The organism is Halorubrum sp. 48-1-W (assembly GCF_003287355.1).
Classification (GTDB): Archaea; Halobacteriota; Halobacteria; order Halobacteriales; family Haloferacaceae; genus Halorubrum.
The window spans coordinates 1-23,720 of record NZ_QMIM01000034.1 but is presented as its reverse complement, the minus strand read 5'-3'; the positions used below and the strand labels follow the sequence as shown (position 1 = coordinate 23,720).

23 protein-coding genes and 1 tRNA gene are annotated in these 23,720 nt (G+C 68.5%); 11 read left to right on the top strand and 13 right to left on the bottom strand.

Translation table 11 applies throughout. The annotated features are described in order from the left end of the window. Positions 1–53: 53 nt before the first annotated feature. Positions 54–1,199, bottom strand: a complete 1,146-nt coding sequence (gene sucC / locus DQW50_RS14605; RefSeq protein ID WP_112080001.1) for an ADP-forming succinate--CoA ligase subunit beta — start codon at positions 1,197–1,199, stop codon at positions 54–56. A gap of 340 nt (positions 1,200–1,539) precedes the next feature. On the opposite strand from sucC, the gene DQW50_RS14600 reads away from it, so the two are divergent. Beyond that, positions 1,540–4,197 (top strand): PAS domain S-box protein, encoded by a 2,658-nt coding sequence (locus DQW50_RS14600; protein WP_112080000.1) that lies wholly within the window; start codon positions 1,540–1,542, stop codon positions 4,195–4,197. Positions 4,198–4,328: 131 nt separating this feature from the next. Here the strand turns inward: DQW50_RS14600 and DQW50_RS14595 are convergent, their stop codons facing one another. Then, positions 4,329–5,735, bottom strand: a complete 1,407-nt coding sequence (locus DQW50_RS14595) for an aspartate ammonia-lyase (RefSeq protein ID WP_112079999.1) — start codon at positions 5,733–5,735, stop codon at positions 4,329–4,331. A gap of 86 nt (positions 5,736–5,821) precedes the next feature. Between DQW50_RS14595 and DQW50_RS14590 the strand changes: the two genes are divergently transcribed. Further along, the gene (locus DQW50_RS14590; protein WP_112079998.1) at positions 5,822–6,091 is read left to right on the top strand and encodes a hypothetical protein; all 270 of its coding nucleotides are present in this window, start codon (positions 5,822–5,824) and stop codon (positions 6,089–6,091) included. 71 nt (positions 6,092–6,162) lie between these two features. Then, positions 6,163–7,359, top strand: coding sequence for a PAS domain S-box protein (locus DQW50_RS14585; protein ID WP_112079997.1), 1,197 nt, complete (start codon positions 6,163–6,165; stop codon positions 7,357–7,359). A gap of 22 nt (positions 7,360–7,381) precedes the next feature. Here the strand turns inward: DQW50_RS14585 and DQW50_RS14580 are convergent, their stop codons facing one another. Both DQW50_RS14580 and DQW50_RS14575 read right to left on the bottom strand, forming a co-directional pair. Continuing rightward, a complete protein-coding gene (locus tag DQW50_RS14580) occupies positions 7,382–7,765 on the bottom strand; it encodes a hypothetical protein (protein WP_112079996.1) in 384 nt (127 codons plus the stop codon). Positions 7,766–7,854: 89 nt separating this feature from the next. Continuing rightward, the gene (locus tag DQW50_RS14575; protein WP_112079995.1) at positions 7,855–8,853 is read right to left on the bottom strand and encodes a phosphate uptake regulator PhoU; all 999 of its coding nucleotides are present in this window, start codon (positions 8,851–8,853) and stop codon (positions 7,855–7,857) included. A 319-nt stretch (positions 8,854–9,172) separates the two neighbouring features. On the opposite strand from DQW50_RS14575, the gene DQW50_RS14570 reads away from it, so the two are divergent. Both DQW50_RS14570 and DQW50_RS14565 read left to right on the top strand, forming a co-directional pair. After that, a tRNA-Glu gene (locus DQW50_RS14570) sits at positions 9,173–9,283 on the top strand. 93 nt (positions 9,284–9,376) lie between these two features. Continuing rightward, positions 9,377–10,576, top strand: a complete 1,200-nt coding sequence (locus tag DQW50_RS14565) for a cystathionine gamma-synthase (RefSeq protein ID WP_112080026.1) — start codon at positions 9,377–9,379, stop codon at positions 10,574–10,576. Positions 10,577–10,650: 74 nt separating this feature from the next. On the opposite strand, the gene DQW50_RS14560 is transcribed toward DQW50_RS14565, so the two are convergent. Genes DQW50_RS14560 through DQW50_RS14545 form a run of 4 tightly spaced genes read right to left on the bottom strand, consistent with a single transcriptional unit; the run spans position 10,651 to position 13,075 of the window. Then, positions 10,651–10,980, bottom strand: a complete 330-nt coding sequence (locus tag DQW50_RS14560; protein WP_112079994.1) for a hypothetical protein — start codon at positions 10,978–10,980, stop codon at positions 10,651–10,653. Continuing rightward, positions 10,977–11,693, bottom strand: coding sequence for a hypothetical protein (locus tag DQW50_RS14555; protein ID WP_112079993.1), 717 nt, complete (start codon positions 11,691–11,693; stop codon positions 10,977–10,979). Before DQW50_RS14555 ends, DQW50_RS14560 begins: the two co-directional genes overlap by 4 nt. Continuing rightward, positions 11,690–12,451, bottom strand: coding sequence for a DUF2589 domain-containing protein (locus DQW50_RS14550; RefSeq protein WP_112079992.1), 762 nt, complete (start codon positions 12,449–12,451; stop codon positions 11,690–11,692). The genes DQW50_RS14555 and DQW50_RS14550 overlap by 4 nt, the downstream gene beginning before the upstream one ends. Positions 12,452–12,457: 6 nt before the next feature. After that, entirely contained in the window at positions 12,458–13,075 is a 618-nt protein-coding gene (locus tag DQW50_RS14545; RefSeq protein ID WP_112079991.1) for a DUF2589 domain-containing protein, read from the bottom strand. A 181-nt stretch (positions 13,076–13,256) separates the two neighbouring features. Here DQW50_RS14545 and DQW50_RS14540 point away from each other — a divergent pair, with 181 nt between their 5' ends. Then, complete coding sequence (locus DQW50_RS14540; protein WP_112079990.1) at positions 13,257–14,204, top strand: D-2-hydroxyacid dehydrogenase; 948 nt, start codon at positions 13,257–13,259, stop codon at positions 14,202–14,204. Positions 14,205–14,268: 64 nt separating this feature from the next. Then, positions 14,269–15,633: an MFS transporter gene (locus DQW50_RS14535; RefSeq protein WP_112079989.1), complete on the top strand. Its 1,365-nt coding sequence runs from the start codon at positions 14,269–14,271 to the stop codon at positions 15,631–15,633. Positions 15,634–15,651: 18 nt separating this feature from the next. Here the strand turns inward: DQW50_RS14535 and DQW50_RS14530 are convergent, their stop codons facing one another. Then, positions 15,652–16,116 (bottom strand): universal stress protein, encoded by a 465-nt coding sequence (locus tag DQW50_RS14530; RefSeq protein WP_112079988.1) that lies wholly within the window; start codon positions 16,114–16,116, stop codon positions 15,652–15,654. A gap of 59 nt (positions 16,117–16,175) precedes the next feature. Then, on the bottom strand, positions 16,176–17,729 hold the full coding sequence (locus tag DQW50_RS14525; RefSeq protein ID WP_112079987.1) for a heme-binding protein: 1,554 nt from the start codon (positions 17,727–17,729) through the stop codon (positions 16,176–16,178). Between the two features lie 118 nt (positions 17,730–17,847). Here DQW50_RS14525 and DQW50_RS14520 point away from each other — a divergent pair, with 118 nt between their 5' ends. Then, positions 17,848–18,054 (top strand): hypothetical protein, encoded by a 207-nt coding sequence (locus DQW50_RS14520; protein WP_112079986.1) that lies wholly within the window; start codon positions 17,848–17,850, stop codon positions 18,052–18,054. A gap of 15 nt (positions 18,055–18,069) precedes the next feature. Here the strand turns inward: DQW50_RS14520 and DQW50_RS14515 are convergent, their stop codons facing one another. Genes DQW50_RS14515 through DQW50_RS14505 form a run of 3 tightly spaced genes read right to left on the bottom strand, consistent with a single transcriptional unit; the run spans position 18,070 to position 20,427 of the window. After that, positions 18,070–18,300 (bottom strand): hypothetical protein, encoded by a 231-nt coding sequence (locus tag DQW50_RS14515; RefSeq protein WP_112079985.1) that lies wholly within the window; start codon positions 18,298–18,300, stop codon positions 18,070–18,072. A gap of 49 nt (positions 18,301–18,349) precedes the next feature. After that, positions 18,350–19,636, bottom strand: coding sequence for a glycosyltransferase family 4 protein (locus DQW50_RS14510; RefSeq protein WP_112079984.1), 1,287 nt, complete (start codon positions 19,634–19,636; stop codon positions 18,350–18,352). A gap of 17 nt (positions 19,637–19,653) precedes the next feature. Further along, positions 19,654–20,427, bottom strand: a complete 774-nt coding sequence (locus DQW50_RS14505; protein WP_112079983.1) for a GTP cyclohydrolase III — start codon at positions 20,425–20,427, stop codon at positions 19,654–19,656. 129 nt (positions 20,428–20,556) lie between these two features. Between DQW50_RS14505 and DQW50_RS14500 the strand changes: the two genes are divergently transcribed. The 3 genes from DQW50_RS14500 (at position 20,557) to DQW50_RS14490 (ending at position 23,574) form a co-directional block, all read left to right on the top strand. Next, the gene (locus DQW50_RS14500; RefSeq protein ID WP_112080025.1) at positions 20,557–21,336 is read left to right on the top strand and encodes an HAD-IIA family hydrolase; all 780 of its coding nucleotides are present in this window, start codon (positions 20,557–20,559) and stop codon (positions 21,334–21,336) included. Positions 21,337–21,749: 413 nt separating this feature from the next. After that, on the top strand, positions 21,750–23,099 hold the full coding sequence (locus DQW50_RS14495) for a DUF92 domain-containing protein (protein ID WP_198664691.1): 1,350 nt from the start codon (positions 21,750–21,752) through the stop codon (positions 23,097–23,099). Between the two features lie 4 nt (positions 23,100–23,103). Further along, complete coding sequence (locus DQW50_RS14490) at positions 23,104–23,574, top strand: N-acetyltransferase (protein WP_112079982.1); 471 nt, start codon at positions 23,104–23,106, stop codon at positions 23,572–23,574. The last annotated feature ends 146 nt before the right edge of the window (positions 23,575–23,720 follow it).

The following is a 23,720-nucleotide window of genomic DNA, read 5'->3' as shown; positions in this document are numbered from 1 at the left end:
GTTATGCTTCGTGAACGAGCGACCGTCGGGAGCGAGTGAACGTACGATAGAACTCATTGGGCCACCTCCTCCGCGTTCTTCACCGCACGCTGGACCGCGGCCTCCAGCGTCTCTTCGACCTCGATCAGGTCGGTGTTCAGGATCTCCATCCCCTCCTCGGCGTTGGTCCCCGCGAGCCGGACGACGACCGGTTTCGGGATCTCGTCGAACTCGGCGAGCGCCTCGTTGATCCCCTTGGCGACCTCGTCGCCGCGAGTGATCCCGCCGAAGATGTTGAACACGACGCTGTCGACGTTTGGGTCGGAGAAGACCATGTCGAGCGCCTTGGTGACGCGCTCGGCCTTCGCGCCGCCGCCGATGTCGAGGAAGTTGGCGGGTTTCCCGCCGTAGTAGTCCACCAGGTCGAGCGTCGTCATCACCAGCCCCGCGCCGTTGCCGATGATGCCGACGTTCCCCGACAGGCGGACGTAATCGAAGCCGTACTCGCCGGCCTTGCGTTCGAGGTCGTCCTCGTAGGACGCCTCCGCCAGCTCCGCGAGGTCGGGCTGGCGGAACAGCGCGTCCTCGTCTATGTTCATGACGGCGTCGGCGGCGACCACGTCGCGGTCGCTCGTGACCATCACCGGGTTGACCTCGATCTCGGAGGCGTCGCTGTCCTCGTAGAGGTCGTACAGCGTCGAGAGGATCGACGCCACGTCCAGCGCGACGTCGGCGTCGACGCCGGCCTCGTAGACGACCTTGCGGGCCTGATACGGGTGGAGCCCGAACGCGGGGTCGACGTGCTCGCGCGCGATCGCGTCGGGGGTCTCCGCCGCGACCTCCTCGATGTCGACGCCGCCCTCCGTCGACACCATCAGGACCGGTTTTCCCTCACTGCGGTCCATCGTCACGCCGACGTACAGCTCGTCGACGAAGTCGACGCCGGCCTCGACGAGGACCTGGTCGACGGTGTACCCCTTGAGGTCCATCCCGAGGATCCGTTCGGCGTACGCCTCTGCCTCCTCGCGGTCGGTCGCGATCTCGATCCCGCCGGCCTTCCCGCGACCTCCGACGTGGACCTGCGCCTTGATCGCGGCCGGGTAGCCGATCTCGTCGACGGCGTCGAGCGCCTCCTCGACGGACGTCGCGAGCCGGGAGTCCGGCACCGGGATCCCGGCGTCCGCGAAGATAGACTTCGCTTGATACTCGTGAAGTTTCATCCGTTTCGAAGGGCGTTCGACGGCGGCTTAAATGGTGCCGATCCGGCGCGAGCGACGGATACGACGGAAGACGGGCACGAGGAGGGGGCGTCATCGTCGGCGACACGTCGGACGGGTCGGCTGATCGATCGCCTCGTCGACGCCGGATCGATCGCCTCGTTGACGCCTGATCGAGGCGACGGATCCGTCGAGGTACCGTTCGGCGATCGGCTCGACGGTCGATCACAGCGGAACACGGAGGAAGCCCACGACTTCAGTCGTGGGAGAAGTCACTGACGGGCCGTCCGTCGGATTTATCCTCTCGTACGGACTCTTGTCACTAGCTACCAGTTCGCAGATAATGAACGGCTCAATCAGCGTCCTTCACGTCGATGACGAGGCGGAGTTCGCGGAGCTGACCGCCACCTTCCTCGAACGGGAGGACGATCGCCTGGCGGTCGAAACGGCGACGAGCGCGGACCAGGGACTCGATCTCCTCGAGGACACGGAGTACCAGTGCGTCGTCTCGGACTACGACATGCCGGGAAGAAACGGGATCGAGTTCCTGCGTCGCATACGCGAGCGGTGGTCCGACCTGCCGGTCATCCTGTTCACCGGCAAGGGCAACGAGGAGGTCGCCAGCGACGCGATCTCCGCGGGGGTCACCGACTACCTCCAGAAGGGTTCGGGTACGGACCAGTACGAGCTCTTAGCCAATCGTGTCACCAACGCCGTGAGCAAGCTCCGGGCCGAACGGCAGGCCGAAGAGGAGCGCCGACGGTTTCGGACGCTCTTCGATCGGCTCTCACAGCCGACGGTGGAGGTCGAATACGAGGCCGACGTCCCCGTCGTCAAACGGGTCAACCCGGCCTTCGAGGAGACGTTCGGCTACGACGCCGACGAGATCGTCGGCGACTCGCTCGACAGCTACATCGTCCCCGAGGGCGACGCCGACGAAGCGAAACGGATCAACCGGCACGTCCGGTCCGGCGGGCTTCTCAACTCGGAGGAGGTCACGCGTCGAACCGCCGACGGCCTCCGGCCGTTCCTCATTCAGAACGCCGTCTATGACGACGGCTCGGGCGGGTTCGCGATCTACTCCGATATCAGCGAACGGAGGGAGCGCGAAGCGGAGCTCGAACGGAGACGCGAGCTGTTGCGGCAAACGGAACAGCTAGCGGGCGTCGGCGGCTGGGAGAGCGACGCCGAGCGTGACGAGCTACGGTGGACGCGGGGAACGTACGACGTTCACGACCTCGATCCCGACGGTCCGTTCCGCCCGACGATCGAGGCGGCGATCGATTTCTACCATCCCGACGACCGGGCGACGATCGAGACCGCGCTGGAGGACTGCTACGACGCGGGCGAGCCGTACGAGCTCGACCTCCGGCTGATCACTGCCGAGAACGAACGGAAGTGGGTTCGCGCGAGCGGCGAACCCGTGTACGACGACGACGACGAGATCGTCAAGCTACGGGGCGCGATACGCGACGTCACCGAGCGGAAGCGCCGCGAAGAGGAGCTCCGACGCTACGAACGGCTCGTCGAGTACTCTCCCGAGATACTGGTCGTCATGAACGAGGACATGACGGTCGAATATCAGAGTCCTCCGTCACCCCTCTTCGAGTGGGATCCGCTGGCCATCACCGGTGACAACCCCCTGGAACACGTCCACCCGGACGATCGGGACGAGATCCGCCGACAGTTCGAACGGTTGAAGAGGTCTCCCGGTCGGATCTCGACCGCCGGGTTCCGGGCTGAGGACGCCGCCGGCGACTGGCGCTGGATCGAGAGTCGCGCGCAGAACTTCACCGACGACGATACGATCGACGGGATCCTCGTCGCGATGCGTGAGATAACCCCACGGAAACGCCAGGAACGGCGACTCGCGCGACACAACGCTAGCTTGGAGCAACTCCAGGCGACGACGCGGACGCTACTGGAGACGACGGACCCGGAGGAGGCGGCTCGGAAGGGTCTGGAGGCGTTCGAATCCGTCCTGGAGTTCGACATCGCTGGCATCTGGCTGAGCACGGAGGACCGGGACGCGCTCGAACCGGTGGCCGTCTCCGATCGCGGGCGGGATCTCGTCTCGGAGCCACCGACGTACACGGCGGATGCCCGGTCGCTCTCGTGGGAGGCGTACCGGGAACGGGAGCTCCGATACGTCAGCGACGTCTCCGCACGCGACGACCGGTTCAACGAGGACACGCCGATCGAGAGCGAAGTGATCGTGCCGCTCGGTCGACACGGGTTGGTGAACGTCGGCGCCACCGAGCCGGACGCGTTCACCGAACGGGAGATCGCGCTCATCGAACTGTGGAGCGACACGCTGACCGTCGCGCTCGCACGCGCCGCACAGCTCGAGGTGTTACGGGAGCGGGAAGCGGAACTCACGCGCGAACGCGATCGACTCGACGAGTTCACCGGCGTCGTCTCACACGACCTGCGGAGCCCCCTGAACGTCGCCAAGGGTCGAGCCGAACTCGCTGCCACGGAGTGTGACAGCGAGCACCTCGATGACCTGATGCGGGCTCTGGCTCGAATGGAGGAGCTCCTCGACGACTCGCTCGCACTGGCTCGACGGGGCCAGGTGGTCGGTGAGACCGTTCCTCTCGAACTCGAGGAGGTAGCGACTCGGTCCTGGCGGACCGTTGCGACGAGCGACGCGACGCTCGAGACCGATGGAAAGGTACCGATACGGGGGGACGAGGACCGGCTGCCGGAGGTCTTCGAGAACCTCTTCGCTAACGCCATCGAGCACGGAGGCGATTCGGTGACGGTCACCGTCGGCCGTCTGCCGGACGGCTTCTACGTGGCCGACGACGGACCCGGGATCCCGACCGCGGAACGGTCGCGCGTCCTCGAGAGTGGATTCACGACGAGCGAGGACGGGGGCGGATTCGGACTGGCGATCGTCGAACAGATCTGTACAGCACACGGCTGGGAGATCTCCGTCACTGAGAGTGAGACCGGGGGAGCGCGGTTCGAGGTGTCCGGCGTCGAACTGATCGAGTGATCGATCCAGACCCGATTCACCGCCGTACCGATCCCCGAGAGTCCCGTCGGAGGCGTCGTCGACGCCTCGTGCGTTCGGAGGCGGACCCGGGCGGCGTGAACGAACGCGCCCGCTTCACCGGCCCGGTCGACTCAGTCGTCGCCGAGGATGACGCGGCGGGTCATCGCCTCGGGGTCGAGGACCTCGTCGGCCTCCGCCTCGGTGAGGTACCCCTCGCTCACGGCGACCTCGCGGACGCTCCTGTCCTCCGCGAGCGCCTGCTTGGCCACCTTCGAGGCCTTGTCGTAGCCGATCGCGGGGTTCAGCGCGGTCGCGAGCGCCATCGACTGCTCGACGCGGGTCTCACAGTGCTCCTCGTTGGCCTCCAGCTTCGCGACGAAGCGCTCGCCGAACGTCTCGGCCGTGTTCGAGAGCAGTTCGGTCGACTGGAGGAAGTTGTGCGCGACTACGGGCTTGTAGAGGTTCAAGTCGAGCTCGCCGCGAGCCGCGCCCGCCGAGACCGCGGCGTCGTTGCCGACGACCTGCTTGTGGACCTGGTTGACCGACTCGGCGACGACCGGGTTGATCTTGCCGGGCATGATCGACGACCCCGGCTGGTTCTCGGGCTGTTCGATCTCGCCGAGGCCGTTTCGTGGGCCCGACGCGAGGAGCCGGAGGTCGTTGGCGATCTTGTTCATGCTCCCGGCGACGGTGCGGAGCGCGCCGTGTGCCTCCGCCATCGCGTCGTGGGCGGCCTGCGCCTCGAAGTGGTTCTCCGCCTCGCGGAACTCCGTGCCCGTCGCCTCCGAGATGTACTCGGCGGCGAGCCCCGGGAACTCCGGATGCGTGTTGAGCCCGGTCCCGACCGCCGTCCCGCCCAGCGCGAGCTCGCGCAGGTTCGGCTGGACGGCCTCGACGCGCTCTATCCCCTTCGCGATCTGGGTGCGATAGCCGCCGAACTCCTGTCCGAGCCGGACCGGCGTGGCGTCCTGGAGGTGGGTTCTGCCCGTCTTGACGACGCCGTCGAACGCCGCCTCCTTGGCCTCCAGTTCGGCGTGGAGCGTCTCGAGGGCGGGCACGAGGTCCTTCTCGACCGCCTCGAGGGCGGCCACGTGCATCGCCGTCGGGATCACGTCGTTCGACGACTGGCCGTAGTTGACGTGGTCGTTGGGGTGGACGACCCGGTCGCCGACCTCCGCGCCCGCGATCTCGGCGGCGCGGTTGGCGATCACTTCGTTGGCGTTCATGTTCGAGGAGGTGCCCGACCCGGTCTGGAACACGTCGACGGGGAACTGGTCGTCGTGGTCGCCCGCGATCACCTCGTCGGCGGCGGCGACGACGGCGTCCGCGGTCTCCTCGTCGATCAACCCCAGGTCCCGGTTCGCCTGCGCGGCCGCCTTCTTCACGACGCCGAGGGCGCGGACGAACCGCCGCCCGAACGCGATCCCCGAGATCGGGAAGTTCTCGACGGCCCGCTGGGTCTGTGCGCCCCAGTAGGCGTCCGCTGGCACCCGCATCTCCCCGAGGCTGTCCTCCTCCGTGCGGTAGTCTTCACCCATGTCCGGGCCTTCCCCGGAGACGGAGTAAAAACTACCTTTCCCGTCGCGGCCGCATCGCTTTTATCGTCCGCCGTGGAAGGGAAAGCATGCGAGCCCACCTACTCCTCGCCGTCGGGATATTCGGCCTGATCGAGGCGGTCGCCCCCGGCCCGCTCGTTCGGGTGCTCACCCGCGTCGCCTACCGGAACGCCGACGACGCGGAGGCGAAGCCGTGGGTCCTCACAGCCGCCCGGATCGAGGGAGCAGTCATCGTCGTCGGCGCGCTCGTGGGACTCTTCCGGCTCGCCCGCGCCGACGGTTCGACACCCGATCGGCGGGACGACGGCGGCCCTACGCCCGAGCCCGGAGCCGAATAGACTGTCCGGGATCGACAGCGTTCGTTTCCCGACCCGAAGACATATTTCGTGCGACCGTCTCGCGTACTCTCATGGTCGACCCCCTCCATCGATCGAGAGCGCATCGGGACGGACGGATCCGGGTCCTCCACGTCGACGACGATCGGGCGTTCACCGAGCTCGTCGCCACGTACCTCGAGCGCGTCGACGGCGTGCTCTCGGTTCGTTCCGAGACCACTGCTGCCGACGCGTTGCAGGCACTCTCAGCGGACGACGAGCGGATCGACTGCGTCGTCAGCGACTACGACATGTCCGGAACGGACGGGTTGGAACTGCTCGAGACGGTCCGTGACCGTGAGATCGACGTCCCGTTCGTGTTGTTCACGGGCAAGGGGTCGGAGGAGATCGCGAGCGAGGCGATCTCAGCCGGCGTCACCGATTACCTCCAGAAGGGTGGCGGCACGGACCAGTACACCGTGCTCGCGAACCGGGTACGAAACGTCGTCGACCAGCATCGCTCGAGACGGGCGCTGGCAGCGAGCCAGGACCGGCTCTCGCGGTTCATCGAGCAGTCACCCCTCGCGACGATCGAGTACGACGAGACGTTCGAGATCGTTCGGGTGAACCCCGCTGCGGAGACGGTCACGGGATACGACGCCGACGAACTGATCGGCGGGACGTGGATGCCGATCGTCCCCGACGACCAGCGGCGGGTCGTCGCCGAGATAGAGCGCCGCCTGCTCGCGGACCGCGGCGGCTACCGGAGCGTCAACGAGAACGTCACTCGGGACGGCGAGCGGATCCGGTGTGTCTGGCACAACCAGGTGGTGACGGACGACGACGGCGAGGTCATCCGCGTCTTCTCGCAGTTCGAGGACGTCACCGAACGCGAAGAACGGAAACGCGAACTCGAGCGCACGAACGCCGTGTTGTCGACCGTGTTCGACACGCTCCCGCACGGCGTGCTCGTCGAGGACGCCGACCGATGCGTCCTCGCCGTGAACGACCGCCTGTTCGAGCTGTTCGAGATGGACGGGGACCCCGAGGAGGCGGTGGGTGCCGACTGCGAGCGGTTCGCAGTCGAGGTGAGCGACCGGTTCGCCGACCCGGAGGGGTTCGTGAGCCGGCTGAACGCGGTCGTCGAGACCCGAGAGCCGGTCCACGACGAACGACTGGGGCTCGCCGACGGACGGACGCTCCGGCGTACCTACTGCCCGATCGACCTTCCGCGTGGCGACGGCCACCTCTGGTTGTATCGGGCGGGCGGGAACGGGGATATCGGGGAATGACGACCCGCGGCGGTTCGCCTCGCTACAGGTCCGAGAGCCGGATCCCGTCGTCGACGAGTCGGAAGTTGCGCTCGCGGTCGAGTTCGCCGGCGAGCCACTCGTGGTCGTACAGCTGGCCGATCAGCTCGACGTAGAGGTTCCGCCAGGCGATCGCGTAGATCGGCGACTGCCCCCACGCGCGGAGTTCGGGGACGAACTCGTGGTAGGTGCTCGCCTGCTCCTCCATGCGTTCGATCGCGTCGACAACGACCGCCGCCGCCTCCGCCGGATCGCTCCCGTCGATCTCCTCGTTCAATCGGGACTGGATCCCGGCGATGGCCCGCCGCATGTCCCGTTCGGCGGTGTCTTCGCCCTCCGGCAACGACTCGATGACCCCTCGCGGGACGCCTAACTCGATCTCCGGCATGTCACCGGATCCGCCGCCGACGGACAAAAAGACACGTCACTCGGTCGGTTCGCGCCTTCGGGTCGCGGGCGAGCCGTGCCGTCCGAGACTTACGGCGTCGGCGCGGCCTTCTGGAGGGCGGTCTCGGCGACGTTCCCCCCGTAATCGGCCGACCGGAGGACGGAGTCGACCACGAGACCCAAAAGCTGTGCGCGCGTCGGGTCCAGCCCGCGGAGCAGTTCGTCGATGGCCCGCACGCGCTCGTCGATGGCCCGTACGCCGGTACGCGCCTCGTTCGCCAGCCGGGTGGCCTCGTCGTTGTCCTCGGCGAAGAGCGCGTCCATCGCCGTGTCGACCACCTCGACGGCGTCGTCGTGGAGGTCGTCGACGGCACCGATGACGTCCTCGGGAAGCGGCTCCTCGATTTTCAGCGTCAGGTGGGCGATCTTGGTGGCGTGGTCGCCGACCCGCTCCAGTTGGCGGGCGCTCGAGTGGTAGTCGAAACACTCCTCGCGGGGGAGCCCGAGCTCCTCCGCGGCCTTCGGCGTCCGGAGCGTGGCACGGAAGATTCGCGAGACGACGAGCCACAGCCGGTCGAGGTCGTCGTCGCGGCCGATGACGTCGCGTGCGAGGTCGTGATCGAGCTCCGAGAGCGCCGTGATCGCGTCCTCCAGCATCGAAAGCGAGATCAGTCGCATCCGGGTGACGGCGTTGTGGATGGACAGCTCGGAGGAGTCCAGCAGGTCCCGGATCACGACGCGGTCCTGCGTCTCTTCCAGTACCTCGAGGCCGACGAGGCTCTGAACAGCCTCCCGGACCGTCGAGCGCTGTTCCGTGGTGATGTCGCCGCCGGTCAGTTCGATCACGTCGAACCCGCTGACGTACATCGTCGTCACCGCGCGGGTGAGGTCTTGCCCGGTCAGGTCGGTGATCTCCAGGGTGCCCCGAGTGCGCTCCTCCTCCGAGCGCGGCGTGAGGAAGAGCGAGTCGCCGTCGGGGTAGAACTCGACCTCGCTTCCCGCCCCGACGTCGTTCTCGGTCGCCCAGGACTTCGGGATCGAGACCGTGTACGTCGAGCCGCCGGTGACTTGCACCTTCCGCGTTTCCATGTGATCGGGTCGTCGTCGATCCGACTTAAGTCTGTGCTAAAATATATAGATATCCACTGTATCGAGAACCATCCTATGGCCCGGTGTGTTTCGCTAGCGGAACGATCGACGGGTACTCGGGACGGGATCCGATCGAATACATAGGGTACTACTGGAATATATAGCCTCGTTCACGGTTCGTGACCGTCCCCGTCGTCCGCCTGCGACCGTCCCCGTCGTCCGCCCGCGACCGTCCCCGTCGTCCGACCCCATGTGAAGACGTGGCCCGGCGAGCGGAGTTGAGAAGAGTTAAATCGGCCCCGTCGTAACGGGCGAACGCGCTCGGTTGGTGTAGTCCGGCCAATCATGTTGGCCTTTCGACGAACGCGGCACCTCGCCGTGCCGGTTCGGAAGTCAGCCGACGACCAGGGTTCAAATCCCTGACCGAGCACTTCTCGCGGAATCGACTTCGAAGCAGCCGGCTTCGCCACCGTCACCGACCGGAAGGACAAGAGTGACGACCCCGGCCGCCGACGGCCCGTACATGAGTGACCACGACCAGGCGGACGAGGAGAGCGGCTCCGAACCCGACGACTTCCGGTTCGAGACGCGGGCGATCCACGCCGGCCAGGAGCCGGACCCGGAGACGGGCGCGTTGATGACGCCCATCCACGCCAACTCGACGTACGAGCAGGACGCCCCCGGCGAGCACCGGGGGTACGAGTACTCCCGGACCGGGAACCCCACGCGCACCGACCTCGAGGAGAACCTCGCGGCGCTGGAGTCGGGCAGCCACGCCCGCTGTTTCTCCTCCGGCATGGGCGCGATAAACACCGTCCTCAACCTGCTGTCCGCGGGCGACCACGTCGTCGCCGGCGACGACGTCTACGGTGGCACCCACCGGATCCTCACGCAGGTGTACGACAAGTACGACCTCGAGACCACCTTCGTCGACACCACCGACCACGACGCGGTCCGCGAGGCGATGCGACCGAACACCGAACTCGTCTGGGTCGAGACGCCCACGAACCCGCTGATGAACGTGAACGACATCGGCGCGCTCGCGGACATCGCCCACGAGGGCGACGCGCTGTGTGCGGTCGACAACACGTTCGCGACGCCGTACCTCCAGCGGCCGCTCGAACACGGCGCGGACGTTGTCTGTCAGTCGCTCACGAAGTACCTCGGTGGCCACTCCGACACCATCGGCGGCGCGCTGATCGTCGACGACGCCGACCTCGACGAGGAGATCGGCTTCTATCAGAACTCGGTTGGCGCGACCCCCGGCCCGTTCGACGCGTTCCTCGTGCTCCGGGGCACGAAGACGCTCCCGGTGCGCATGGACCGCCACTGCGAGAACGCGGCGGCGCTCGCGGAGTGGCTGGACGCACACGACGACGTGAGCCGCGTCTACTACCCCGGCTTAGCGTCGCACCCGCACCACGACCTCGCCGCGGAACAGATGGACGACTTCGGCGGGATGCTCTCCTTCGAGTTCGACGGCACCCTGGAGCAGGCCTCGACCGTCGTCGAGGAGACCGAGGTGTTCGCGCTCGCGGAGTCGCTCGGTGGCGTCGAGAGCCTCATCGAGCAGCCGGCCGCGATGACCCACGCCGCCATCCCGCGCGAGGAGCGGCTCGCCGCCGGCCTCACCGACGGCCTGATCCGCGTCTCCGTCGGCATCGAACACGTCGACGACATGAAAGCGGACCTCCAGCGCGCGTTCGACGTTGCCTCGGAGTGAGCGGTCCGTCGCCGCGTTCCCGCGGATCTACAGATAATCAAAGCGAGTGCCTCGGGGCTTGACCCCGAGGTACTTCACTCGATGTCGACGCCGTCCGGGACGTCGATCGCCGAGTCGAGCGCGTCGGTGTGGTTCTGTGCGATCGCCGACCCGAGCGCCCCGAGCCCGCCGGTCGACCCGTCGAGCCAGGTGACCGAGCCGTTCGCCTCGAGGAACCCGGCCCGTCCGCGTTCGTCGTCGATGACGAGGACGCCGGCGAAGAGCCCGCCGACCCCCTCCGCGAAGGCGAGTTCGTAGCCGTTCCCCTCCAGTCCGTCGCGGTATCGTTCCATTCGCGCGCGCAACGACTCGCGTTGGCTCGCCGTCAGCGGCCCGAAGTACTCCCGGACGGTGTCGTCACTCATCGTTTCCTCCCCGCCTCGTCGTCCTCGGTGGTCCCGCCCGTCCGCCGGAGGGGCCAGCCCTCCGGGAGGTCGACGCCGACGAACCGTCGTTTCGAGCGGCCCCGCTCGGGGGTCCGCCGTTCGTCTCCGCTCTCCTCCCCGCTCCGCCCGGTCTCCTCGTTTTCGGTCTCATCGTTTCCGGTCTCCTCGTTTTCGGTCCCATGGTCCCTCGTCTCCTCGCCTCCCGTCTCCGACCGATCGTCTCCGCCCTCCGCCCGTCCCTCGCGTTCCCGATCGTGAGCCTCCTTCGGGTCCATGGGCTCTTCGGGATCGTTCACGGAGACGCCCGGATCGACTCCGGCTGGCGGGTCCCGCAGCGGGACGTGGACGTCGACCGCCTCGTGTGGCGGTTTCCGTCGGTCACCGCCCTCGTGGAGGTCCGTCGCCTCCAGGAAGTCGTACACTTCGAGGTCGAACTCGAGGGCCGTCTCGTCGCCCTCGCCGGGCTCCGTGACGAACAGCTCGATCCCGGTCTTCGTGTGTTTGGCCTCGAGTCCGACGTCGAGCGACACCGTGAGCTCGTTCGCATGGTAGACGGGCAGGCTCACGTCGTCGGGGAACCGTCCCGATTCGACCATCCGTTCGAGCCGCGTCCGACCGTTGAGAAGCGCTTGCGTCTCCGCCTCCGAGACGGCGTCGAAGAGCGACGTGAGGAAGTGTCTGAGTTCGGTCATCCGTCCGCCTCCTCGGTCGCCGATCGCTCGTCTTCGGTCTCCCGGCGGGTCGGCTCCCTCTCGGCATCCGCCGCTTTCCGGATCTCCGCTTCCTTCGTTCTCGGTCGGTCGGCTTTCGTCCGGTCGGCTTCTGTCCGGTCGGCTTCCGTCAGGTCGGCTTCCGTCCGGTCGGTCTCCATCTGTTCCGTCGGCGCCCCCGCCCGCCGATCGTCCGAGTCGCCGTCCGTGACGGTCGTCATCAGCGACCGCTCGAGCAGGTCGGTCCCGGTCGAGCGGTTCTCCACCTCGGCGCGCATGGTGATGTCGAGGTCGAACGTCGTCTTCGTCCGCCGCGCGAACGTCTCCGACCGACCGGCGGGCGCGACGTAGAGCCGGCGCGGGCGGAGCGACGGGGACTTCGTGTGGTCTCCCGCGTCGTCGCCGTCGCCCTCCCGTTCGACGTCCTCGATGTCCACGATCCGCGCGGAGAACGTCTGTTCGACCTCGTGAACGACGAGCTCCGGCAACGAGAGGAACAACAACAGCGGGACGTCGAGCGTTTTCGGGCGCTGCCGCTGTTCTCCCGTTGTGGGATCGACGTCCGTCGTCGCGTACTCGAACGACACGGTTGCCGGGGTGCCGTCCGGTTCGAACCCGACTTCTCGGAGGAGGTCGACCGTCTCCGACTGGGCCTGCGCGCTGGCGTCGATCGCCGCGATCAGCGGCGCGGAGAACAGCGTCGAAAGCGGGAGGTCAGCGAGCGTGTCGGTCGGGCTCACGCCGGGTCACTCCTCTTCGCCGGCGTCGTCGCCGTCGCCCGTCACGTCGGTGATCGTCGTCTCCAGCGCGCTGAACAGCTTGGAGACGCCCTCCGGCGGGTCGATCGACCCGGCCTCGACGTGGACGCGCTGGTCGTAGGTTCGCTCGACCTCGTGACCCCGGCGGGTCGACGACTGGTAGCTCATGTTGACCGACGTCTTCGTTTTGCCGTCGATGAACCCGAGGTCGAACCCGCCTTCGGTCTCGTTGTCGACGCCGAACTCGAACTCGGTCGAGCGCGAGAACGCCTCCACCGAGTTCAACTTCACGTTGAAATCGATCGAGACGGTCTCCACTTCGAAGTACGGCACGTGGATCAAAAGGAGCAACGGCACGGTCATCGTGTGGCTCTCGATCCGCTCGCTGCCGGTTTCCGGGTCGACCTCCCTGCGCTCGTAGGCGAAGTCCACCGTCACCGGCTCCGCCTCGCCGACGACCGGTTCGGTGAACCCGACCTCCCGGATGAACTCCGCCGCCGTCATCGACGCGCTCGCGTTCGCCTCGACGGCGGCACGCAACGGCGTCCCAATGACCTCCTCGTACGGGATCGATGCGAGCTCTGCCGGGAAGTTTGGGCTAGGCATGGTACCAACACACAATGTGCGCCGGATAGCATATACCTTCCTATAGTATTGAGGATAATTAAACTATATATTTCAGAAAGTTTCTTTGGACGAGGGCGGAGAGTCCGTTCGGCTGCCGGCCGGTCCCGGTAGTCGAGGCCGCTGTACAGACCCTTTTGGTCCCCCTGGGCGTTCTCCCGATATGACCGAACCCGACGTCGTCGTCCTCCGACAGAAGATCCACGGTATCGAGGGAAGCGAGTACGCCGAGGTGCTCTCCGAACGGCTCCCCGAAAGGGACGTCGCGCTCGCGCGGACGCCCGCCGAGGAGCGGGAGTACCTGCGGACCGCCCGCGTCGCGACCGGCTTCGCGCTCGACGAGGGCGACCTCGACGTCGCCGAGAACCTGGAACTGTTCGCCTGCGTCTTCGCCGGAACCGGCCATCTCCCCCGCGAGGCGTTCGAGGACCGCGGCGTCGCGGTGACGAACGCCTCCGGCGTCCACGGCCCGAACATCGCTGAGTACGTCGTCGGCGCGATGATCGGCCACGCCCGCGAGTTCCATCGCGCCCGGCGCCAACAGGCGCGTCGCGAGTGGCACACGTATCCGACGACCGAGGTGTACGGCTCCCGCGTCGCCGTCGTCGGCCTCGGCGCCATCGGCGAGACGGTCGTCGACCGTCTCTCCGCGTTCGACGTCGAGACGGTCGGCGTCCGCTACACGCCCGAGAAGGGCGGCCCGACCGACGAGGTCGTCGGCTTCGACCGGATCCACGAGGCCGTCACCGACGCCGAGTACGTCGTGCTCGCCTGCCCGCTCTCGGACGCGACGGAAGGCCTGATCGACGCCGACGTGTTCCGCACGATGCGGTCGGACGCCGTCCTCGTGAACATCGCGCGCGGGCCCGTCGTCGACACCGACGCGCTCGTCTCCGCGCTCCGCAACAACCGGATCCGCGGGGCCGCACTCGACGTGACCGACCCCGAGCCGCTCCCCGAAGAGCACCCGCTTTGGGGGCTCTCGAACGTCACGATCACGCCGCACAACGCCGGCCACACCCCCGAGTACTTCGACCGCGTCGCCGACATCCTCGCGACGAACTTAGAGCGGCTGGACACCGGCGACGACCTCCGGAACAGGGTGTTCTGAAGCTCGGAGGAACTATGTTGCGGTGCGACCGTTCCCCACGCGAGGCGGGGAAACCCGATCCACCATGAGCCAGGATCGATCCGCGGACGACACGGGCTCGTCAGGGGCGCTCGACGCGTTCCGGCGATTCTTCGCGCTGGAGCGCGACGTGCTCGTTTTGTCGCTGGCGATGTTCGCGTTCAGCCTCGGCTTCCAGATGACGAGCCGCTACCTCCCGGAGTACATGGCCGCGCTCGGCGCCTCCGGGTTCGTCGTCGGCCTGTACGGGACCGCGGGCAACCTCATCTCCGCGGTGTACCCGTACCCCGGCGGCGCCGTCTCCGACCGCATCGGGTCCCGATACGCGCTCACGCTGTTCGGCCTGCTCTCGACGCTCGGGTTCGCCGTCTGGCTCGTCGCGCCCTCGATCGGGACGGTCGCGGTCGGCGGTGTCGCGGTCCCGCCGTGGGCGTGGATCTTCGTCGGCCTGTTCCTCGCGCAGGCGTGGAAGTCGTTCGGGCTGGGGGCGACGTTCGCGGTCGTCAAGCAGGCGACCGACCCCTCCAAGTTGGCGGCCGGCTTCGCCAGCACCGAGACGTTCCGCCGGACCGCGTTCCTCGTCGGTCCCGTCCTCGCGGCCGTCCTCATCGGGCTCCACCCGGCGTTCACGATGAGTTTCCGATACGTGCTCGCCGTCGCGGTCGTCTTCGGGGCCGTCGGCACGGTCGTTCAGCACGTCCTCTACGACGCGAGCGAGGACAGCTTCGGCGACAGCTTCGAGGGGATCGCCCGGATCCGAACGGACCTCCGGGAGATGCCCGACACGCTGTGGCCGCTCCTGATCGGGGACACGCTCGTCCGGTTCGCGAACGGGATGGTGTACGTGTTCTTCGTGCTGGTGATCACCCAGTTCTACGAGGTCGGGTTCGACGCGACGCTCGGGGCGGGCGGGGTCTCCTACGCGGTCGACCTCTCCCCGGAGGCGTTCTTCGGCTACCTGCTCGGCGTCGAGATGCTGGTCGCGCTGGCGACGATGGCGCCGGCCGCGAAGCTCGCGGAACGCGTCGGGCTCAAGCCGATCGTCGCGGTCGGCTTCCTCGTGTACGGCACCTTCCCGGTCGTCCTCATCGCGGGCCCCGACGTCCTCGAACCGGTGTTCTCCCTCCAGTGGGCATTGGTGTTCGTCTTCGCGTTCTCGGGGCTTCGGTTCGCGGGACTGCCCTCGCATAAGGCGCTCATCGTCGGGCCCGCCGAGCGGGACGCGGGCGGGCGCGTCACGGGGACGTACTACCTCCTCCGGAACACGATCGTCATCCCCAGCGCGGCGATCGGGGGGTACCTCTGGGACTTCGTCAGCCCGGAGGTCGCCTTCACGATCGCGGCGGTCATCGGCGTCGTCGGAACGGGGTACTTCTTCGCTTTCGGCGAGGAGTTCGAGGCGTACCGGTGACTCCGACGACGAAGCCGGTCAGAACGTGACGCGCCGCGGGTCCTCGTCCGTGAGTCGCCGGACCGTCAACACGGGCACCTTGCACATCCTGACGACGTTCTCGGCGACCGAGCCGATGAGGAACCGGTTCTCGCCGTGTCGCCCGCGCGTCCCGGTGACGACGAGGTCGGCGTCGATCGACTCGGCGTACGCGATGACCTCCTTAGCCGGCCGTCCCTCGCGCACTTCGGTCGTGACCTCGAGCCGTTCGTCGCGCTCCTTGCCCGCCTCGACGACGGCCGCGAGCGCGCGCTCGCCGTGGTCGTCGAGCGCGTCGCGGAGGTCCGATCGCACCTCGTCCGGCGACGACTCGACCTCGCCGGTGTCGAGGACGTACAGCGCGTGAACCGCCGCGTCGAAGCGGGCGGCCAGGTCGACCGCGACGTCGACCGCCCGACCCACGCTGTCGGAGCCGTCCGTCGCGACCACGATCGTGTCGAACATGGCCGATCGTTCGCCGACCCGGAAGTTAAAACGGGGCGGTCGCCGTCGACGCCGGCCCGCTACGCCAAAAAGACGTGTCGCGGCCGATCGGCGAGGACCTCGCGACCCCACTGGACGGTCTCGCGGAAGTCGTCCGAGCCGAAGAAGGCCATCGCGTCGTCCTTCGCGCGCCACTGACTGGCGATGAACATGTCGTTGTCGTCCTCGACGTTCACCATGAGATCCGTCTCGAGGTGGCCGTCCATCCCGGCGAGCGCCTCGCCGACCTCGTCGAAGGTGTCGGTGAAGTCCTCGCGGTGTTCGGGTTTGACCGTGTAGAACATCCCCATCGTTCCGAACCCGGACTCCTCGCCGGCACGACCCACGACCCCCGGGAGCTCCGAGAGGAACCCCGCGGCGGTCTCGGCCGCGGAGCCGGTCTCCCAGAGGGAGACGACGGCGGCGCGGTCGACGGAGCGCCCCTCGTAGACCGCGGTCTTCACGTGGGTGCCGTAGTGGTCGAAGTTGGCGCGGAGCCCCTCGACCTCCCCGAACAGCTCGTCGACGTCGGCCTCGCTGTACAGCACCGTCGCGAACACGTCCTCGCCGTGGGGCTTGCCGGCGTAGACGCCCAGGTCGGCGAGTTCGCCGCGGATCCCGTCGTCGTCCTCGTGGGCTCCGGCGTCGTGGGAGCCGGTATCGCCGCCGTGGGGGCCGTCACCGTCCCCGCCGTCGTCCGCTCCGTGTGAGTGACCGCCGTGTGCCGAGCCGTCCCCGCTGTGGTGCCCGCTCGCGCCGCTTTCGCCGTGGTGCCCGCTCGCGCCGCTTTCGCCGTGGTGCCCGCTCGCATCGCCGGTCGGGACCGTCTCGCCGGCGAGGTACGCGCCGATGTCGCTCGGGGGGAACCGGCGGCCGACGTAGAACCGCCCGAACTCGCCGTACCGCGAGGAAACCTCGTCGAACCGCATCTCGTAGACGATGTCCTTGATGTCGGTCGGGTCCGACCCGAACAGGGTCACGCCCCACTCGTGGTCGTCGAAGCCGACGGAGGAGGCGATCACCTGTTTGATCCGCCCGGCGTACTCCCTGCCGGTGTCGCCGTGGCCGGACATCAGCTCGGCGCGCTCCTCGAAGGAGAGGTCGTACCAGTTGTACTCCTCGTCGCGGCGCTTGCTCATCGGGTAGAAGGAGACGTACTCGTCGTCCGGGATCTCCGGTTTCAGCTTCCCCTCGATATACCGGCGGAGCCCCTCGTCGACCTCGTCCTCGTCGCCCTCGAAGTAGGCGTCCGAGACGTATCCCGACACCTCCGTGACCGAGACGTACGACGACTCCGTGGTCGTGAACTCGGCGAGGGCGGTGTTCTCGAAGCTCCGCTCGATCGCCGACAGCTCGTCGAGCGTCGGACGGAAGTGGATCGTCAAGAGGTCCGCCTTGTGTCCGAGCACGGAGAAGAGCGCGGACTCGCCGGCGTCGGCGGTCGCGAGATCCTCGCGGTGCTGTAGGTACGATCGACCCTCTTCGATGGCCCGCTCCCGCTTCCGGTCGGGCGCGTCCCGCCACGCGTCCCAGTCGATCGACCGGAACTCGTGTAGCGCGAACCACCCTTCCTCCGTCGCTGGTGCCTCGACCATACACGGACTTGGGTCGCCGTGACTTAGGCGTTTTCGAGTCGTCGGCGACTCGGCCCGTTCCCGTCAGGTGCGCCGTGTCCCCGAAGGCATATACCGACCACCGACCACCCTTCGAGCGATGTCTTCCGAGGAGCCGACCGTCCCGATCGTGTGTACCGACTGCGAGACGGAGACGCGGGTCCCCCTCTCGGACGTGGCTGACGCCCTCTCCCGGCACAACGAGGGAACACACGACGGCGAGGAGGTGGCCGAGGTCGACCCGGGGCTCAAAGACCGGTTGGCCGACCTCGTCGCCGCCGACCTCGGCCTGTTCGAGGAGGAGTAGGGGAGTCGTGGCGTCTCAGTCGTCGTTCGCCAGCGCGCCCTTCGGGTGGCCCTTGTGCTGGAGGTTTCGGTTGTCGCGCTTCTCGACCGCGGTCGCGGGGATCACGTCGTCGACCGCCGACCGCGGCCGGCCGGTGTACCCGTGGTCGGGGTTCTCCTCGCAGTGGGCCATCGCGTCGTGAGCCCCCTCCCACGGTCCGGCGTCACACCCCTCCGCCGTGCAGACGAAGACTATCTCCTCTGACATTCTATCCGGTCGTTCCCTACATGGGCATAAAAAATTCACACGGGAATTATCAACGGTGAGATCCGAGAGACCCGACGGACGGAACCGACTCCGACCCCGTCCCGTCCTCGACGACCCGCCGGAGGTATCGCCGGACGCGGCCGCATGTCTCCTCCCAGGTCGGGTGCGCCCGGAAGGTGTCGCGTGCCGCCTCGCTCACCCGGCGGAGGCGGTCGCGGTCGCGCGCCAGCGGCCCGATCGCGGCGGCAACGGCCTCGTCGTCGCCCGGCGGGACGAGCGCGCCGTTGTGCTCGCCCACGAAGTCGCTCGCCCCGCCGTTCGCCGAGGCGATCGCCGGCAGCCCGAACGCCATCCCTTCCAGGTAGACGATCCCGAACGGCTCGTACCGGGACGGCACCGCGAGGACGTGCGCCGAGCGCAGTTCCTCCCGGAGGGCGTCGTCGTCGACGCGACCGGCGAACGCGACCCCGTCCGCGACGCCGAGACGGTCGGCGAGCGCCCGCAACGAGGCGACGTGGTCGGGTGCGACCGCGGTGTCGCCGACGATCCGGAGTCGCCAGTCGATCCCCGCCTCGAGGCGTGACAGCCCCCGGATCAGGGTCGAGATCCCCTTCCGTGGGGTGACGTTTCCGACGGCGACCACCCGGAACGGGTTCCGGGTCAGCCGGTCGCCAGAGAGCGCGGGGGCCGTCCCGAGTCGGTCCCCGGCGGGGGGTGCGACGACGCCGGGAAGCGACGCCTCCTCCCCCGCCCCGCCGGGCCGTTCGTCGCCGTCGACCCCGCACAGCTCGGCGACCGCCTCCCGCGTCGGCCAGCTGTTGAACACGTACGCGTCCGCGGTTCGGAGGTAGTTGCGCTCGATCGTCCGGACCACCCGGCCGTCGACGCCCTCGCCGACGACTGCCGACCGGAGGTAGTGGACCAACGCGACCACGGGCGTCTCGAGCCGGCGGTTCGCGAGGAACAGCGACGGGCCGCAGTAGGCGTCCTCGACGACGACGTCGAAGCGCTCCAGCCGACGGACGAGCCCGGGTGTGAGGTTCGTGAGGATCGAGCGGCGATACGGCCGTTCCGGGAGCGAGACGACCTCGACCGCCCAGCCGCGCTCCAAGAGGTGGTCGGCGAGACGTCTGTCGTAGAGGAACCCCCCGGACCGGGTATCGAGGTCGCCGTAGACCACGATCCCGACGTGCGGATCTCCTCCGTTGCCGTCGTCGGGAGAGTGGTCGTCGGGGGAGTGGTCGTCGGGGGAGTGGTCGTCGGGGGAGTGGTCGTCGTGATCGGGACCGTGCGAGTGGGGAGTACCGGGACCGGAACCGCCGTCCCGATCTCCCATCTCAGTCGCCCCCCATCTCAATCGCTCGCGGTCGGCGCGCCGAACAGCTCGACCGCGGTCCCGGCGTGTCGGCAGTCCTCCAAGGCGTGTTTGGCGGCGAACCCCGCCTCGTGGGCGGAGGCCCCGCGACCGACGCCGACCTGGAGCTCCACGTCGACGTCGGCGACGACGTGGTCGACCGCGTCCGCGAACGCGGACTCGGGCATGTCCGGGCAGACGGCGATCACGTTGTCGCCGCCGACGAAGAAGGCGAGCGCGCCGTGTTCCCGCCGGAGGTGCCGCATCAGGGACGCGTACGCCCGCTCGATGTCGATGAACGTGTCGAACTCGTTGAGCCGGTCGGTGTACTTGCCGGTCACGTTCACCACGTCGAAGTGGGCGATCTGGACGTCCCCGGGGCTCGTCTCGGTCAGGTACTCGCCGGCGAGCACCTCGGTCCGGCCCTCGTCCTGTGCGCTTCCGACGGTCTGAAGCCGGCCGTTGGCCGCCTCGAGGGCGTCGATCGGCCGGTCGCTCACGGCGGTCCCGAGGCTGACGGTCACCGGGTAGCGGTTGCCGATCGATTCCTGGAGTGTGGCGAGCGCGTCGCCGTCGACCCCGTTCGTCACCGCGATCATGTTGTCGAACCGGGTGAAGAACGCGTATCCGTCGCGGTGACCGAGGAACTCGGCGATGTCGGCGAAGAGTCGGGACTGGAGGCTCTGGAGGTCCATCTCCCGGCGGGGTTCCGGCGTCACCGTCCACGGCCCGTAGTTGTCGATCTGGACGAGGGTCACCTGGGTCGTCGTCACAGTACCCGTCGGTTCGGACCGCCGCCGCTTTACCCTTCCGTTATCCCGAAGATGCGACCCGTCCCGATATTGGAACGTTCGCGACGCGTCGAGCGCAACCCATACGACGACGGCGACCCGAGGGAGGGTATGGACTTCTCCGGTGCCGTCCTCGACGTCGACGGGACGGTGGTGCGCGGTGACGACCCGATCCCCGGCGCGCCGTCGGGATACCGCCGGTTGCGCGAGGCCGGCGTCGAGACGCTGTTCGTCTCGAACAACCCGACGAAGACACCGCCGGCGTACGTCGACCGGCTGGGTACGGCGGGCTACGACGTCACCGCCGCGGACGTGATCACTGCCGGGAGCGTGACCACGGCGTACCTCCGGGAACACCACCCCGACGACGACCTGTTCTGTCTGGGCGCGCCCGGCCTCTTCGAACAGTTCACCGACGCGGGCCTCTCGACCACGGATGACGTCGACACTGCGGACGCGTTCGTCGCCTCGATCGACCGCTCGTTCGACTACGACGACCTGTGTTCGGCGCTGTGGGCGCTCGACCGCGGGATCCCGTTCATCGGGACGGACCCCGACGTGGTCATCCCCGCAGCGGAACGCGACGTCCCCGGCTCCGGCGCGGTGATCCGGGCGGTCGCGGCGGTCGCCGAGCGCGATCCCGACGTCGTCCTCGGGAAGCCCTCCGACCCCGCGATCGGGATGGTCCGTGAACGGCTTCCGTACCCGCCGGACGAGTGTCTCGTCGTCGGCGACCGCCTCGACACCGACATCGCGCTCGGCGCGCGCGCCGGGATGACCACCGTCCTCGTACTGTCGGGCGTCACCGACGAGAGCGACCTCGCCGAGAGCGACCTCGACCCCGACCACGTCATCGACCACCTCGGCGAGATCGATCGCCTGCTCGACTGACCGCCCCGACCTCGGACGCCTGCTCGACTGACCGGACCGGTCCCTGCCGCCGTTTTCACGTCCGGGGACGGACACCCTCCCCGCGTGCGGATCCGGAGGTTCTTACCGCATAGTTTATATAGGAGTGCTTCGACTACCGAAGTATGACAGCGGTTGACTCACACGACACGACTGCGGACGACGACGCCGACCCCGAGCGGACGGTCCCGGTCATCGAGGGTCACGCGGTCCAATTCAACGAGTACCGGTACTGAATCGCGACGGACTGGTTCAGCTACCGTCACGGGCGCCGTCGAGCCTGCCTCGTCGCCGTGGCCTCCGTTCCCTTTTATCGTCGCTTCCGGCCGTCAGTCGAGCGGCTTCGTTGACCCGTTGTCGGGAGGGTTAAGTGGTCGTCGGGGGTACCCGTGGGTGTGTATCGGAGGGTCAAACGCGCGAGCGTGTTCGCCGCAGTGGCCGCGCTCGCGGCGTTCGCGCCGGCACTCGGCTACGCTGCGGCCGCCCCTTTCCTGCTCGCTGCCGGCGTGTTTCTCCTCGGGATCCGCGACGGGGAGTGGTTCGAGACCCTCGCGCTGCCGGGCGACAGGGAGGAGGAGCGCCTCTTCGGCGTCGGCGCGTTCGCGCTCGCGCTCGCGGGGCTCGCGGTCGTCGCCACCGTCCCACCCGTGCCGCTCCCCGCGGGCGCGTTCGCGGCGGCCGCGCTCGCGGTCGGCGCCGGCCGGTTCGGGCGTGAACTCGTCCGAACGCGCTCGGACGACGAGTTCCGGCTCGTCGCCGGCTACCTCGCGGTCGGCGGGCTCGCCGCGGTGGCGGGACAGGCGGTCGCCGTCGCGGTCGCCTCCGACGTCGGCCCCGGCGCCGTCGTCGCCGGGCTCCCCGGGTTCGCGTTCCACGGGGCCCTCGCCGTCCTGACTGCCGCGCTCGTCCGCTCGCTCGTGTACGCACGCGACGCCCACATCACGGTCGTCGTCGTCGCGCTGGTCGCGTGGGGGTTCACGGCGCTCGACCCGACCGTGACCGCCCTCGGCGTCGCCGTGGCGCTCGCCGTCACCGCCGCGCTCGGCTACGCCTCGTACGCGCTCGGGGCGGCCTCGGTTCCGGGGATGCTCACCGGGGTGTTGCTCTCGCTCCTCACCGTCGTGCTCGGCGGCGTGGCCTGGTTCCTCACGCTGATGGCGTTCTACGCCGTCGGCGGGCTCGCCTCGAAGTACCGCTTCGAGGAGAAGGCGGACCGCGGCGTCGCCCAGGAGAACCAGGGCGCGCGCGGCACGGGAAACGTCCTCGCCAACTCCGCGGTCGCACTCGTCGCGCTCGTCGGCTACGCCGCCACCGCCCACGTCGGCGTGCCCGAGTCGGTCTTCCGGCTCGCGTTCGCCGGCGCGGTCGCCACCGCGATGGCGGACACGCTCTCTTCGGAGATCGGCGGCCTCTTCGACTCTCCACGACTGATCACGACCCTCCGGCCCGTCGACCCCGGCACCGACGGGGCCGTCACCTGGCAGGGTGAGGTCGCCGGGCTCGCCGGGGCCGCGCTCGTCGCCCTCCTCGCTGTAGTCCCGTTGCCGATCGGCGATCCGGTCGTCGCCGGCGGCCCCCTCCTCGGCGGCGGGGTCGTGGTCGTCGCCGGCGTCGGGGGGATGACCGCCGATAGCGTCCTTGGCGCGCTGATCGAAGGGGAGCGGATCGGCAACCAGGCGGTGAACTTCCTCGCGACCCTCTCCGGCGCGGTCCTCGCGGTCGCCGTCGGCGTCGCGGTGGGGTGATCCGATGACCGACCTCGAGGTCGTCTCGGACCCGCGCGTCCGACCGATCGATCCCGCGGACGCCGACCGGGTCCGAACGCTCCAGACGCACCTCCGCCAGCCGAGCCCGGATTTACTCGAATACGGGATCGCGGTCGGGACGGGGTTCGTGAGCGTCGCCGAGGCCGGTCCCGACGACGGGCGGTCCCGACACGGCGCGGACCGCGTCGTCGGCTACGCGCTCCCGGTAGACGCGCCGACCCGGCCCGGCAGTCACCTCGCCGAGCTCGTGGTCGCCCCCGACTTCCGTCGGCAGGGCCGTGCCCGGGGGCTCCTCGCGGCGGTCGTCGCCGACGCGGACGGACCGGTGACCCTCCAGGCACACCCCGACAACGACGCCGCGCTCGCGCTCTACGAGGCGTGCGGGTTCGACGTCGTGGACCGCCGACCCGACGCGTACGCCGACGGCGACGCGCTCGTGTTGCGCCGGGAGTAGAGGGGTGGTAACCGTGTCGCATGACCGGGCACGGGAGCGAACGGATGTCCGCTTTATTTATTTTCTGTGATAGTGAATCACCCGTGAGAGTCGGCGTGCTAATAGTACAGTTGTTTCGTGAGAGATCGACTTGATAGGAACGAGAT

Excerpts from the sequence above, each read along its gene's own strand:
- DQW50_RS14530 (WP_112079988.1), bottom strand. The coding sequence starts at position 16,116 with ATGTTCGACACGATCGTGGTCGCGACGGACGGCTCCGACAGCGTGGGT.
- DQW50_RS14515 (WP_112079985.1), bottom strand. The coding sequence starts at position 18,300 with ATGTCAGAGGAGATAGTCTTCGTCTGCACGGCGGAGGGGTGTGACGCC.
- DQW50_RS14565 (WP_112080026.1), top strand. The coding sequence starts at position 9,377 with ATGAGTGACCACGACCAGGCGGACGAGGAGAGCGGCTCCGAACCCGAC.
- DQW50_RS14600 (WP_112080000.1), top strand. The coding sequence starts at position 1,540 with ATGAACGGCTCAATCAGCGTCCTTCACGTCGATGACGAGGCGGAGTTC.
- DQW50_RS14490 (WP_112079982.1), top strand. The coding sequence starts at position 23,104 with ATGACCGACCTCGAGGTCGTCTCGGACCCGCGCGTCCGACCGATCGAT.
- DQW50_RS14555 (WP_112079993.1), bottom strand. The coding sequence starts at position 11,693 with ATGACCGAACTCAGACACTTCCTCACGTCGCTCTTCGACGCCGTCTCG.
- DQW50_RS14535 (WP_112079989.1), top strand. The coding sequence starts at position 14,269 with ATGAGCCAGGATCGATCCGCGGACGACACGGGCTCGTCAGGGGCGCTC.
- DQW50_RS14585 (WP_112079997.1), top strand. The coding sequence starts at position 6,163 with ATGGTCGACCCCCTCCATCGATCGAGAGCGCATCGGGACGGACGGATC.
- DQW50_RS14580 (WP_112079996.1), bottom strand. The coding sequence starts at position 7,765 with ATGCCGGAGATCGAGTTAGGCGTCCCGCGAGGGGTCATCGAGTCGTTG.
- DQW50_RS14575 (WP_112079995.1), bottom strand. The coding sequence starts at position 8,853 with ATGGAAACGCGGAAGGTGCAAGTCACCGGCGGCTCGACGTACACGGTC.
- sucC (WP_112080001.1), bottom strand. The coding sequence starts at position 1,199 with ATGAAACTTCACGAGTATCAAGCGAAGTCTATCTTCGCGGACGCCGGG.
- DQW50_RS14590 (WP_112079998.1), top strand. The coding sequence starts at position 5,822 with ATGCGAGCCCACCTACTCCTCGCCGTCGGGATATTCGGCCTGATCGAG.
- DQW50_RS14560 (WP_112079994.1), bottom strand. The coding sequence starts at position 10,980 with ATGAGTGACGACACCGTCCGGGAGTACTTCGGGCCGCTGACGGCGAGC.
- DQW50_RS14545 (WP_112079991.1), bottom strand. The coding sequence starts at position 13,075 with ATGCCTAGCCCAAACTTCCCGGCAGAGCTCGCATCGATCCCGTACGAG.
- DQW50_RS14520 (WP_112079986.1), top strand. The coding sequence starts at position 17,848 with ATGTCTTCCGAGGAGCCGACCGTCCCGATCGTGTGTACCGACTGCGAG.
- DQW50_RS14595 (WP_112079999.1), bottom strand. The coding sequence starts at position 5,735 with ATGGGTGAAGACTACCGCACGGAGGAGGACAGCCTCGGGGAGATGCGG.
- DQW50_RS14540 (WP_112079990.1), top strand. The coding sequence starts at position 13,257 with ATGACCGAACCCGACGTCGTCGTCCTCCGACAGAAGATCCACGGTATC.
- DQW50_RS14525 (WP_112079987.1), bottom strand. The coding sequence starts at position 17,729 with ATGGTCGAGGCACCAGCGACGGAGGAAGGGTGGTTCGCGCTACACGAG.
- DQW50_RS14510 (WP_112079984.1), bottom strand. The coding sequence starts at position 19,636 with ATGGGAGATCGGGACGGCGGTTCCGGTCCCGGTACTCCCCACTCGCAC.
- DQW50_RS14500 (WP_112080025.1), top strand. The coding sequence starts at position 20,557 with ATGGACTTCTCCGGTGCCGTCCTCGACGTCGACGGGACGGTGGTGCGC.